This window comes from Streptomyces sp. 8L (assembly GCF_020176795.1).
Classification (GTDB): domain Bacteria; phylum Actinomycetota; class Actinomycetes; order Streptomycetales; family Streptomycetaceae; genus Streptomyces.
Genome location: NZ_JAIUKE010000222.1, coordinates 1 through 11664, shown reverse-complemented (window position 1 = coordinate 11664; position 11664 = coordinate 1). Strand labels below are relative to the sequence as shown.

12 protein-coding genes are annotated in these 11664 nt (G+C 73.3%); 7 read left to right on the top strand and 5 right to left on the bottom strand.

Annotation, left to right across the window (positions count from 1 at the left end; translation table 11 throughout):
* Window positions 1-101 precede the first annotated feature (101 nt).
* The 5 genes from LCE31_RS19415 to LCE31_RS19395 all read left to right on the top strand — a co-directional run bounded on the left by LCE31_RS19415 (window position 102) and on the right by LCE31_RS19395 (window position 5142).
* Window positions 102-1184 (top strand): TraR/DksA C4-type zinc finger protein, encoded by a 1083-nt coding sequence (locus LCE31_RS19415; RefSeq protein ID WP_225015839.1) that lies wholly within the window; start codon window positions 102-104, stop codon window positions 1182-1184.
* A gap of 108 nt (window positions 1185-1292) precedes the next feature.
* Window positions 1293-1877, top strand: a complete 585-nt coding sequence (gene lspA, locus LCE31_RS19410; protein ID WP_225015838.1) for a signal peptidase II — start codon at window positions 1293-1295, stop codon at window positions 1875-1877.
* A gap of 33 nt (window positions 1878-1910) precedes the next feature.
* The gene (locus LCE31_RS19405) at window positions 1911-2849 is read left to right on the top strand and encodes an RluA family pseudouridine synthase (protein WP_225015842.1); all 939 of its coding nucleotides are present in this window, start codon (window positions 1911-1913) and stop codon (window positions 2847-2849) included.
* Window positions 2846-3322, top strand: a complete 477-nt coding sequence (locus tag LCE31_RS19400; protein ID WP_225015837.1) for a GNAT family N-acetyltransferase — start codon at window positions 2846-2848, stop codon at window positions 3320-3322. Before LCE31_RS19405 ends, LCE31_RS19400 begins: the two co-directional genes overlap by 4 nt.
* Before the next feature lie 233 nt (window positions 3323-3555).
* Window positions 3556-5142 (top strand): Na+/H+ antiporter, encoded by a 1587-nt coding sequence (locus LCE31_RS19395; RefSeq protein ID WP_225015841.1) that lies wholly within the window; start codon window positions 3556-3558, stop codon window positions 5140-5142.
* A 54-nt stretch (window positions 5143-5196) separates the two neighbouring features.
* On the opposite strand, the gene LCE31_RS19390 is transcribed toward LCE31_RS19395, so the two are convergent.
* On the bottom strand, window positions 5197-6336 hold the full coding sequence (locus tag LCE31_RS19390; RefSeq protein ID WP_225015836.1) for a mechanosensitive ion channel family protein: 1140 nt from the start codon (window positions 6334-6336) through the stop codon (window positions 5197-5199).
* 50 nt (window positions 6337-6386) lie between these two features.
* Between LCE31_RS19390 and LCE31_RS19385 the strand changes: the two genes are divergently transcribed.
* Complete coding sequence (locus LCE31_RS19385) at window positions 6387-6971, top strand: dienelactone hydrolase family protein (RefSeq protein ID WP_225015833.1); 585 nt, start codon at window positions 6387-6389, stop codon at window positions 6969-6971.
* A 154-nt stretch (window positions 6972-7125) separates the two neighbouring features.
* Here LCE31_RS19385 and LCE31_RS19380 read toward each other — a convergent pair whose 3' ends face one another.
* The 4 genes from LCE31_RS19380 to LCE31_RS19365 form a co-directional block, all read right to left on the bottom strand.
* On the bottom strand, window positions 7126-7809 hold the full coding sequence (locus tag LCE31_RS19380; protein WP_225015831.1) for a DUF2567 domain-containing protein: 684 nt from the start codon (window positions 7807-7809) through the stop codon (window positions 7126-7128).
* An 83-nt stretch (window positions 7810-7892) separates the two neighbouring features.
* Window positions 7893-8762, bottom strand: coding sequence for an ABC transporter permease (locus LCE31_RS19375; protein WP_225015829.1), 870 nt, complete (start codon window positions 8760-8762; stop codon window positions 7893-7895).
* A gap of 13 nt (window positions 8763-8775) precedes the next feature.
* The gene (locus LCE31_RS19370) at window positions 8776-9747 is read right to left on the bottom strand and encodes an ABC transporter ATP-binding protein (RefSeq protein WP_225015840.1); all 972 of its coding nucleotides are present in this window, start codon (window positions 9745-9747) and stop codon (window positions 8776-8778) included.
* 113 nt (window positions 9748-9860) lie between these two features.
* On the bottom strand, window positions 9861-11120 hold the full coding sequence (locus LCE31_RS19365) for an NYN domain-containing protein (protein ID WP_225015827.1): 1260 nt from the start codon (window positions 11118-11120) through the stop codon (window positions 9861-9863).
* A gap of 228 nt (window positions 11121-11348) precedes the next feature.
* On the opposite strand from LCE31_RS19365, the gene LCE31_RS19360 reads away from it, so the two are divergent.
* Window positions 11349-11519 (top strand): hypothetical protein, encoded by a 171-nt coding sequence (locus LCE31_RS19360; protein ID WP_225015825.1) that lies wholly within the window; start codon window positions 11349-11351, stop codon window positions 11517-11519.
* Window positions 11520-11664: the final 145 nt, after the last annotated feature.

Below are 11664 nucleotides of genomic sequence, written 5' to 3'. Positions count from 1 at the left end.
GAACAAAAGGGGCGGCGTGCCCCGTTGCCGCTGAGCTGGTGTCGATTTATCGTCCCAACACGATTTGCGGGCACGATCACGAGATGTGAGGGGCCGCGGCCATGGTGGCGAAGAGGACGACCAGGGGGAAATCCGCGGCGTCCGACCCCGCCGCGGAAACCGAGGAGACGCGTGGGACTCAGGGACCCGGTGGGTCCGGTGAGCCCGGCGAATCCGGTGGGAGCGAGAGGAGTACGCCCGGGAAGGGCAGGGCGGCGCCCGGGAAGAAACCGGCCAGGAAGGCCGCGGAGAGCGCCGGGAGCGCGAAGAAGGCGGCGAAGCAGACGGGCGCGGGGAGCGCGAAGAAGGCGGCGAAGAGCGCCGGGAGCGCGAAGAAGACAGCGAAGAAAGCGGCGAAGAAGACCGTGACGGCCGCGAGCGAGGGTACGAAGAGCGGCGACAGCGGGAAGAAGGCGGCGAAGCGGACGGGCGCGGGGAGCGCGAAGAAGGCGGCGAAGAGCGCCGGAAGCGCGAGAACGGCGGCGCGGAGGACGGGCGCCGGACAGGCCCCGCCGGCGGGGCATGAGGGCGCAGCCGGAGGTCCCGCCGCCGCCCAGGACGCGGTGGCGGGGGGTACGGGCGGGGGACCGGCCGGGCGTGAGTCCGGTGCGGACAGGGCCGCGGAAGCGGCCGTCGAGAAGACAGGAGCCCATACGGTGGCAGCGAAGAAGACCGCGGACGGCCGTGGCGGCACGGCGGGCCCGGACGAGACGGCGGCCTCGGCGCCGGTCGTGGCGCCGGTGGCACCCGGCGAGCTCCCGGTCCGGCCGGGCGAGGACCCCTGGTCGGAGGAAGAAGTCGCCGAGGCGCGTACCGGCCTGGAGAACGAGGTGGCCCGGCTCGACGCCGAGATCACCTCCTCCGAGCGCGCTCTCGCCGGCCTGATGCGTGATTCCGCGGACGGCGCGGGTGACGACGAGGCCGACACCGGTACGAAGAACATCACCCGCGAGCACGAGATGGCCCTCGCGGGCAACGCGCGCGAGATGCTCGAACAGACCGAGCGTGCCCTGCACCGCCTCGACGCCGGCACATACGGCCTGTGTGAGGTGTGCGGCAAGCCGATCGGCAAGGCCCGTATGCAGGCCTTCCCCCGGGCCACCCTGTGCGTGGAGGACAAGCAGAAACAGGAGCGGAGGGCCTGACCGCGCCCCCCGGCGGCCCCGCCCGTGTCGTACGCTCGTCATCACACAGGCACCAGCAGGGCCCGCCAGGGACCCGCGGGTTCGCAGCTAGCTTGTCGAGGGACTCACGTGGCAGAGGCGGAGCGCATCATCGGTACGCCCAATGAGAACGAGGCTTCCGAGACCCCTGAGGCCGCGGGGACCACCGTTCCCGCCGAGCGGCCCCAGGGGCGGCGCAGGGTTGTCGCGCTCTTCGCGATGGCGGCCGTCGCCTACCTCCTGGACCTCGGCAGCAAGCTGCTCGTGGTGGCCAAGCTCGAATACCACGAGCCGGTCAAGGTCCTCGGGAACGCCCTCGAACTGAAGGTGATCAGGAACCCGGGCGCGGCCTTCGGCGTCGGCACGGCGTACACGGTGATCTTCACCATCATCGCGGCCGCCGTGATCGTGGTGATCGCCCGTCTCGCCCGCAAGCTCTACAGCCTGCCCTGGGCCATCGCGCTCGGCATGCTGCTCGGCGGCGCCCTCGGCAATCTCACGGACCGGATCTTCCGGGCGCCGTCGCTCTTCGAGGGCGCGGTGGTGGACTTCATCGCCCCCGCGCACTTCGCCGTGTTCAACCTGGCGGACTCCGCCATCACCTGCGGTGGCATCCTTGTGGTGCTGCTGTCGTTCCGCGGGCTCGACCCGGACGGGACGCTCCACCGGAACTGACGCGGCCCAGGAAACCTTCACCACGGGACGGCCATCATTCCGGACATCAGAACACTCCCTGTACCCGACGGTCTTGAGGGCGAGCGTGTGGACGCCGCCCTCGCACGCGTGTTCGGGTTCAGTCGTACGAAGGCGGCGGAGCTGGCCGCGCAGGGCAAGGTGCAGGTCGACGGCGCCCCGGTGGGCAAGTCGGACCGGGTCACCGCAGGGGCGTGGCTGGAGGTCGAGATGCCCGAGGCCGCCGCGCCGGTGCAGATCGTCGCCGAGCCCGTCGAGGGCATGGAGATCGTCCACGACGACGAGGACATCGTGGTGATCGTCAAGCCGGTCGGCGTCGCCGCGCACCCGAGCCCCGGCTGGCGCGGGCCGACCGTGATCGGCGGGCTCGCCGCCGCGGGCTACCGCATCTCCACATCGGGCGCGGCCGAGCGCCAGGGCATCGTGCACCGGCTCGACGTCGGCACGTCCGGCCTGATGGTCGTGGCGAAGTCGGAGCGCGCGTACACGCTGCTCAAGCGCCAGTTCAAGGACCGTACGGTCGACAAGCGCTACCACGCGCTCGTCCAGGGCCTGCCGGACCCGATGAGCGGCACGATCGACGCGCCCGTCGGCCGCCATCCCACCGCCGACTACAAGTGGGCGGTCACCGTGGACGGCAAGCCGTCCGTGACGCACTACGACCTGATGGAGGCGTTCCGCGCCGCGTCGCTCCTGACGATCAAGCTGGAGACCGGCCGTACGCACCAGATCAGGGTTCACATGTCGGCCCACCGTCACCCGTGCGTGGGCGACCTCACCTATGGCGCGGACCCGACGCTCGCGAAGCGCCTCGGGCTCACGCGCCAGTGGCTGCACGCGGTCAGCCTCGGCTTCGAGCACCCCGCCGACGGCCGGTGGGTCGAGTTCGCCAGCCCGTACCCCGCGGATCTCCAGGCCGCGCTCGACACGGTCCGTGAGGAGAGCAACGCATGACCGGCACCGCCCCGCCGCCCGTCGTACGGGTGGTTCGGGACCCGCGCGACCTGGAAGCGTGTCGCGCGGTGCGCAAGGAGGTCTTCGTCCGCGAGCAGGGTGTGCCGGAGGACCTCGAGTACGACGGCAGGGACGGCGACGCGCTCCAGGTGCTCGCGACCGCCCCGGACGGGACCCCGCTCGGTACGGGACGGCTGCTGTACGGGCCGGGCGCGGCGGACGTCACCGGCGGCGACGGGCGGGTCGGGGCGCTCGGGCGGCTTGCCGTGCTCGCGTCCGCGCGCGGCGCGGGCGTCGGCGCGGCGCTGGTGCGCGCCATCGAGGAGGCGGCACGGGCGGCCGGGCTCGGCGCGGTCGACCTGCACGCGCAGACCCACGCGCTGCGTTTCTACGAGCGGCTGGGATACGAGGCGTACGGCGACGAGTTCTTCGACGCCGGCATTCCGCACCGCTCGATGCGCCGCGCGCTGTGACCCTGCCGAGGTGACGCGAGCGGGCTGACCCCGTCGGGGTGGTGCGGTCGGAGCGGTGACGGGGGGTGTGAAGACGGTCGGTGTGAAGACGGTCGGTGTGACGCCGCCGCGCGCGTGCGGTGGCGGCGCCGGCCGTGCGCGTCGGGTGGGGCCTTCGGCAGATCGAGGCCTCCCCGTGGCAGGCTGGGGCGGTTCGATCACAGGCCGCCGTGACTCTCGTCGGAGGCATATCCGTGGATCAGCTGTCGCTGCTGTTCGTGCTGTTGCTCGGCGCGGTGGTGACGGTGCCGCTGGGGGAGCGGATCGGGCTGCCACCGCCCGTGCTGATGACCCTGATCGGGATCGTGCTCGCACTCCTGCCGTTCGTACCCAACGTGCAGGTGCCGCCGCAGTTCATCCTGCCGCTGCTGCTGCCGCCCCTGCTCTACGCGGCGGCGCAGCGCACCTCCTGGCGGCAGTTCGCGGCCAACAAGCGGCCCATCTTCGTGCTGGCCGTGGCCCTGGTCTTCATCACGACCGCCGCCGTCGCCGTCGTCGCGCACGCGATCGTGCCCGGGCTCCCCCTCGCGGCGGCGGTCGCGCTCGGCGCGCTCGTGGCGCCCCCCGACCCGGTCGCGGCGACCGCCGTCGCGGGATCGCTGGGGCTGCCCAGGCGCCTCGTGTCGATCCTTGAGGGCGAGGGGCTCTTCAACGACGTCACCGCCATCGTGCTGTACCACGTGGCGATCGCCGCGGTCGTCAGCGGCACGTTCTCCTGGCCGGTGGCCGCCGGGGAACTGGTGCTGTCCGCGGTGGTGGCCGTCGTCCTCGGCCTCGCCCTCGGCTGGCTGTCCAACAAGCTGATGTCGCTCCTCGGCGATCCCACGCTCCAGATCGGGCTGACCCTGCTGGTGCCCTTCGTCGCCTACGTGCTCGCGGAGGAGCTGCACGGCTCGGGCGTGCTCGCCGTCCTCACCACGGCGCTGTTCCTCGCGGAGCACACGGCGGACGCCGACGACGTGATGGGCCGGCTGGCCGGGAACTCCTTCTGGGAGATCGTCGACACCCTGGTCACCGGCGTGGCGTTCGGCCTGATCGGCCTCGAACTGCACAACGCGTTCGGCATGGGCCGGGGCAACGAGACCCACATGATCCTGTGGGGCGGCGCCGTCGTGGGCGTCGTGGTGGTCGTGCGGCTGCTGTACCTGCTGCCCGCGGCGTGGGTGTCGAAGAGACTGCACAGCCTGCGCGACCTGGACGAGGAGATCCCCATGAGCTGGCGCGAGAGCGTCGTCATGTGGTGGTCGGGGATGCGGGGCGTGGCATCGGTGGCGCTGGCGCTCGCGGTGCCGCTCACCACGGACGACGGACACGCGTTCCCCGGGCGCGACGAGCTCGTCTTCATCGCGTTCGCCGTGATCATGGCCACGCTGGTGATCCAGGGGCTGACCCTGCCCTGGCTCGTACGGAAGCTCGGTGTGACGGCCGACGCGGACGCGGAACGCAAGCTGGAGCACGACCTCGCGGTACGCGCCGCGCGGGCGGCGCGGCGCCGTCTGAAGGAGATCGAGAACGTGGAGGACCTGCCGGACGAGATCAGCGAGCGGCTGACCCGGACGGCGTTCGACATCGGCGCGAGGATCAGCCCGTACATAGTCGATGACGAGCGCAGGGAGTGGGCCGCGCGGCGCGTGGCGTACGTCCAGACGCTGCGCAAGGTCCAGCGGGACATGATGTCGGCGGCGCGGCACGAGGTGCTGTCGGCGCGGAGCGAGCCCGGCGCCGACCCGGAGATCGTGGACCGGGTGCTGCGGCACCTGGACGTGCGCTCCATGCGGTGACCGGGCGGGGGCGGCCTCGCCGGACGGGTGCTCCCGCCCTGTGCGGTGCCCGCCTCAGCCGCGGCCGGTGTCGGGCGGTGCCGTCTCGCGCTGGGCGCCCGCCCGGCGCAGACGCGGCGTGGGGACGCCGTCCGCGTGCGGGAACCGGTCCTCGTGCGGGGCCGGCGCCTGGGCCGTCGCCACATGCGGCAGCGCGTACGGGTGCTGGTCGGCCAGCCAGGTGATCAGCTGCTCGCGCACCGCGCACCGTACGGTCCAGATGTCGTCGGCGTCCTTCGCCGTGACGACCGCCCGCACCTCGATCGAGGTGGGTGTCGTGTCCGTCACGGCCAGGCTCCACGCCCGGCCGTCCCACGCCTCGCACCCCTGGAGGATCTCCAGCAGCTTCTGGCGCATCAGGGTGATCGGCGCCGAGTGGTCGAGCTGGAAGAAGACCGTGCCGGTCATCTGCGCGCCGCCGCGCGACCAGTTCTCGAACGGCTTGCTGGTGAAGTACGACACCGGCATGGTGATGCGCCGCTCGTCCCAGGTGCGTACGGCCAGATACGTCAGCGTCACCTCGTCGATCACGCCCCACTCGCCGTCCACCACCACGGTGTCGCCGATCCGCACCATGTCGCCGAAGGCGATCTGGAACCCGGCGAACAGGTTGCCCAGTGTCGACTGCGCCGCCACACCGGCGACGATGCCGATGATGCCCGCCGACGCCAGCATCGATGTCCCGATCGCCCGCATGTCGGGGAAGGTCAGCAGCATCGCCGCGACCGCCACGACCACCACGACCGCCGTCACGATCCGCATGATCAGCAGGACCTGCGTACGGACACGCCTGACCCGCATCGGGTCGCGGGTGGCCGACGCGTACCGCGCGTACGACGACTCGACGGCCGCCGACGCGATACGGATCAGCAGCCAGGCGCCCGCGGCGATCAGCACCAGGGAAAGGAGCTGACCGATGCGGTTGTCGTTGTGTGCGATGAACGCCCCGTGGGTCTGCCGGTAGCTGCCGCGCAGCAGCGCCGTGAGCAGCACCACCTGAAGCGGCACCCGGCACCGCCGCAGCAGTCCCCACAAGGGCGTCTCGTGGTGGCGCTCGTCAAGGCGCCGCAGCACGATGTCCGCCGCCCAGCCGAGCAGCAGGGTGAGTCCGACCGAGCCGCCGAGGACGGTCAGCGGTCGCAGTGCTTCGTTCATGATCCCCTCGTCGTCAGGTACCGGTATGGCGGCGATGGCAGGATGGCCGGATGGAGATCATGCTGTTCCATTCGGCGCTGGGCCTGCGCCCGGCTGTCCACGACGCGGCCGAGCGGCTCCGCGGCGCCGGGCATTCCGTGCGCGTGCCCGACCTGTTCGAGGGGCAAACCGCCGAGACGATGGACGAGGGCCTGGCGATCAAGGACAAGGCGGGCGCGGACGAGCTGCTGCGGCGCGCGGTGGCCGCCGCCGCGCCTTACTCGGACCGTGGACTCGTCTACGCGGGCTTCTCGCTGGGTGGGTCGATCGCGCAGAACCTCGCGCTCGGCGACGAGAAGGCGCGCGGGCTGCTCCTGCTGCACGGTACGTCCGACATCGCGGACGGGGCGGCGGTGGACGACCTGCCGGTGCAGCTCCATGTCGCGGACCCGGACATGTTCGAGTCGCACGACTGGCTGACGGCCTGGTACCTGGGCATGCGCCGGGCGGGCGCCGATGTGGAAATCTTCCGCTATCCCGGCGTCGGCCACCTGTACACGGACCCGGCGTCGGAGGACTACGACGAGGCCGCCGCCGAGCGCACCTGGCAGATCGCGCTCGCGTTCCTGGAGGACATCGCGGCGGGGGAGGCGTAGGGCACCGGGGGCCTGAGCGCCTCCGGGCCGGCCGTCTTCCGCGGACCCGGGGGCGTCGCCGGCAGCACCGGCAGCGGACCCGGGGCGCCGCAGGCTACGGACCCGGGGCGCCGCCGGAAACGGGCTCGGCGGAGGGCTCTCGGCGGGCGCGGGCTCAGCGGGACGTGCCGGACTCCCCGTCGGAGTCGGAAAACCTCCCGGACTCGGGGAACGCCCCGGGCTCGGCGTACGGCTCGGGGTCGCGCGGACCGAAGGCGGCCGTCAGGCCGAGGTGCACCAGCGTCGCGGCGACGGGCCAGGCCAGCAGCGCGCCCTTCATGCCCAGTTCGAGCGGGGCGTCGAACGTGTGCCCCACGCCGACCTGCTTGGCGTGTGCGACCACGTCCGTCGTCGGCCCCAGCGCCGCCCCGAACTTCCACGCGACGAAGGACGCCGCGAGGCCGCCCAGCGCCAGCCCGAACACCAGCGGCACCCCGCCCCGCCTGCGCCACAGGAAGACCGCGACCGCGCTCACCACACCGAAGGCCAGCGCCAGCAGGACAAACGTTCCGTCCGCGCCGATCGCCTCCTCGCCCTCGACGTCCTTCAGCAGGACCGCCGTGCTGTCCGAGGTCAGCGGCACCCTCGGGGCCAGCCACACCCACAGCGCGCCGAGCAGCAGCCCGGCCACGGCCGCGGCGACCAGCACCAGGCCTGCCTGCGCCAGCTCCGCTCTCGTGCCGGGTCCTTCCGGTGTCCCCGGCTGCTCGGGCCAGGACCCGTCGCCTGGCACGGCGCCCTCGGGCTGCTGCCAGGGGTCCGGGGACGAGGGGTGCGGAGGCGTCAACGGTGCGTTCACCGTGCCATCCTGCCAAACATGCCTGTGCGCCGCTCCGGCAGGGCACCGGCGCCACGGCCACCCGGGGCCCGCCGGTCTCCGCCTCAGCGGACGGCGGCCCTCCGGTACGCCCAGGTCGCCACGGCGAGCGACACGACGCCCACCGCGGCGCACACGGTCAGATCCAGCCCCACCGCCGACCAGTCGGGCCGCGCGTCGAACGTACGGGCCAGCGCCTCCACGCCGTACGTGGACGGCAGCAGGTCGCGCGCCCAGCGGATCAGCTCGGGCAGCCGGTCGGCGGGCAGCACGCCCAGCAGCAGCGCCGCCGACATGCCGAGCTGTCCCAGCAGCGTCGCGACCTCCTGGCGCGGCGCCAGCAGGCCGAACGCGGCGCCGAGGGCGGCGAGCGCCGCGCCCGCCAGCGGAATGACCGCGGCCAGGACCCACAGATGACTCAGCGGCAGCTGGAACAGCGCGCTGCCGACGACCGCCATCACCGCCGTGCCCGGCACCGTGAAGGACGCGTACGCCCCCGCCGCGCCCAGCACCACGGCGGCGGGCGGCACCGGCAGCGTCGCGTAGTGGTCGAGGCCGCCGCTGGCCCGCAGCTGGCCGAAGTACTGGGCCAGCAGGTTCAGCGCGACGAACGCCACGACGAGCACGCTCGACCCGGAGACCACGGCCCGCGCCCCCGAACCGCCGTCCCCGCCGTCGACGACTCCCCGCATCAGGATCATGATCCCGACGGACTGGAAGGTCGCCACGAACAGCAGCGGAATCCTGGCCACCCGCGCCCGCGACAGCTGCGCCCGGTAGACCGCGGACATCGAGGGCAGGAGCCGTGCCCGCGGTGCCAGCTGCGCGGGCCGCGGGGCAGCGGGGGCCGGGCGCACCGTACCGGCCCGCCGTCCGCCCCGTACGGCTCCGGGGGCGGCGTCCGTGTCCGCGGACTCCGTCGGCACAACGCTCACACCGTGTCACCCCTCATGCCTTCACCAGCCCCTTCGTCTGTCCCCCGAGCGCCAGGTACACGTCCTCCAGGCTCGGCGTGGCCAGCGTGAAGTCGTCCAGCGCCGCGAACGCGGCGCCACCGGTCACCGCGGCGCCCGCCGCGCGCGCCTCGTCGGGCGCCAGCCTGAGCACCCAGCGGCGCCCGGACTCCTGGGCGAAGCCGCGCAGCGCCGCCACCTCGGGCACCTCGAGCGGGGCCCGCTCCCGCCACACCAGTTCCACCCGCACCTCGCCCGCGACCTGCTGCTTGAGCTCGGCCGGCGTGCCGCAGGCGATCACCCGGCCGCGTTCCAGCACGGCCACCCGGTCGAGCACGGTCTCCGCCTCGATCACGTTGTGCGTCACCAGCAGCACCGTCGCACCGTGCTCGGCGCGCCGCCGGTCGACCGCCGCCCACACGGCGCGCCGCGCGACGGGGTCCATGCCGGTGGTCGGCTCGTCCAGCACGAGGACGGGACGCTCGCCCACCAGCGCGGCGGCGAAGCAGGCGAGCCGCCGCTGGCCGCCCGAGAGCTTCTTCAGCGGGCGCCCCGCGATCTCGGTCAGACCGAGTTCCGCGAGGACCGCGTCCCGCTCGGCCCGCGCCCGGTGCAGGGGCAGGCCCCGCAGCCTGCCCGTCGTCTCGGCGGCGAGCGAGACGGTCAGTTCGTCCAGCGCGCTGGACTCCTGGCCGAGGTAGCCGATCAGCCGGGACGCGCGTTCCGGGTGGCGCACCAGGTCGTGCCCGAGCATGACGACTCTGCCGCCGTCGGGCCGCATCAGGCCCGTGAGCTGCCGTACGAGGGTGGACTTGCCCGCTCCGTTCGGCCCGAGCAGTCCGAAGATCTCACCGCGCCGCACATCGAGACTGATCCCGTCGGTGGCGCGCACCTCCGGCGTGCCGGGGGCGCCGCGCCTGCCGCGCGCGGCGGGGTACGTCTTCACCAGATCGCGTACCTCGCACACCGTACTCACGAGGTACGAGATTACGTGGTCCGCCTGTCACCTCGTCCTCGGGTCCCGGGCACGGCGCGCCCGCCCCGTGGCACGGTGCGCGCCCGGCCCCGGGGCAGCCCGCGTCAGGCCTGTTCCGAGGGGTGGCCGGCCGCTGCGGTGACGTCGATCTCACGCCAGAAGCCCGCACGGATCGCGTACCTGTCGTGTTCGTCGATCTGGTCGTCCTTGTGGGCGAGCAGGCCGAAGCGGGCCGCGTACCGCAGCAGTTCGCCGTCGATGCGGTGCGGGATGCGCGGATACAGCGCCGACAGCGCCGCCACATGGCCCTCCTCGCCGAGCCGCCCCATCCAGCGGCGCGCGAAGACCTGCCCCACCTCGAACGGGTCGCCGCCCACGGTGGTGATGTCCTCCTCGCGGTCAGCCCAGCGCTGCTCCGCGCTGGTGAGCTGGGCGAGCGTCGGCAGCGACGCCGTCTCGGGCGGCTCGCCCGCGCCGCCGCCCGGCCGTACGACCCAGCCCTTGTCCGACGACCAGCGCAGCGTCGCCGCCCCGACGGACTGCTGGGGCTGGGGCTGTTGCGGCTGGCCGAGCGGGCCGCGCAGCCCCGCGAGGTCCTTCGGCGTGGGGACGCCCGCCTTGCCCGCGGGCGACGGCTGCTCGGGTGCGTCGCCCTCGCTCTCCGCCGAGTCGGCCGGGGTCCCCTCGCTCTCCGCGGGGCGAGGGGCGCGGTGCTCGTGGCCGCCCGGCGCCGACTCGGGCAGCGGCGCGGCGAGGATCGCGGCGATGTCCGGCCGGGTGGCCCCGGCGGGCGGACAGATCCCGAGGTCCCTGGCGCGCACGGCGCGGGTGATCCAGCCGCGGTCGAGCACGCGCCGCTCGTCGGCCTCCGCGACGAGGTCCTCGGACTGGTTGTAGTCGCCGTCCGCGGCCTGCACGGCCCACAGGTGCACGGCGACCCCGTGCTCCTTCGCGGACATCAGGCCCGGCAGCAGATCCCCGTCCCCCGTGACGAGCACGATGTCGGAGCAGGCGCGGTTCCTGGCCAGCTCCGTCAGCTCGGCGTGCATCGCCGCGTCGACGCCCTTCTGCGCCCACCTGCCGTCGCTCCTGGTCAGCGCGCCCAGCCTGACGGTCACCCGGGGCATCACGCGGAGCCTGCGGTGTTCGGGCTGGGGAACCCGGTCCGGCGCGCCGTCGAACCAGTAGATGCGGAGCAACGGGCGCTCCGTCTCCTCCTCGGCACGCTCGCGCAGGCCCCTGATCAGTGCGGTGTGGTCGACGGTGATGCGGGAGCGTGCGGGTTCTCCGGCGAGGAGACTCGCGGCGGCGCCCAGCAGATAGCCGGCGTCCACCAGGACGACGCAGCGGTCCACGTGTTCCACCTTCTTTCGGAACCTCGGGATCGGAGGGGGAGTGCTTCGGGTCCGGTTCGAGTCTGCCCGACCGGAGGAGCCTTAAGGTCCCGAACTGGATCATCGGCGTGGCGTATCGCCGGTAACCCCCCGTGACTAGGCATCACTACGCACGGCAATGATCCAAAATGCGGCACTTTTCCCACCGTGTGAGTCTGGCAACGGCCCTGGCCCCTAAACCCCTTCAGGAGGCACACCATGGCCAAGAACCGCAACCGCGACCGAAGTAAGGCGCAGGCGGACGAGCGCACGGCCGCCCCGGCCAAGTCCGCCGTCACCGAGAAGATGACGGAGTCCGAACAGGCCAGGTTCACGGCCCCGGACACCGCGGCCCACGGCAAGCGGCAGAAGCGCTTCGGCCACAACTGACGCGCCGCGCGGGCCCCGGGAGCCGCCGAGCCGTCACACGGAGCGGACGCACCGGGGCATGCGCGAGGGGGGGGGGGGGGGGGGGGCGGGGGGCGCGGCCGCGCGGGGGGGGGGGGCCCCCCCGGCGGGCCGGGGGGGGGGGGGG

Bases quoted from the DNA above. Each gene is read 5' to 3' on its own strand.
- LCE31_RS19360 (WP_225015825.1), top strand. From the start codon at position 11,349: ATGGCCAAGAACCGCAACCGCGACCGAAGTAAGGCGCAGGCGGACGAG.
- LCE31_RS19400 (WP_225015837.1), top strand. From the start codon at position 2,846: ATGACCGGCACCGCCCCGCCGCCCGTCGTACGGGTGGTTCGGGACCCG.
- LCE31_RS19415 (WP_225015839.1), top strand. From the start codon at position 102: ATGGTGGCGAAGAGGACGACCAGGGGGAAATCCGCGGCGTCCGACCCC.
- LCE31_RS19390 (WP_225015836.1), bottom strand. From the start codon at position 6,336: ATGAACGAAGCACTGCGACCGCTGACCGTCCTCGGCGGCTCGGTCGGA.
- LCE31_RS19385 (WP_225015833.1), top strand. From the start codon at position 6,387: ATGGAGATCATGCTGTTCCATTCGGCGCTGGGCCTGCGCCCGGCTGTC.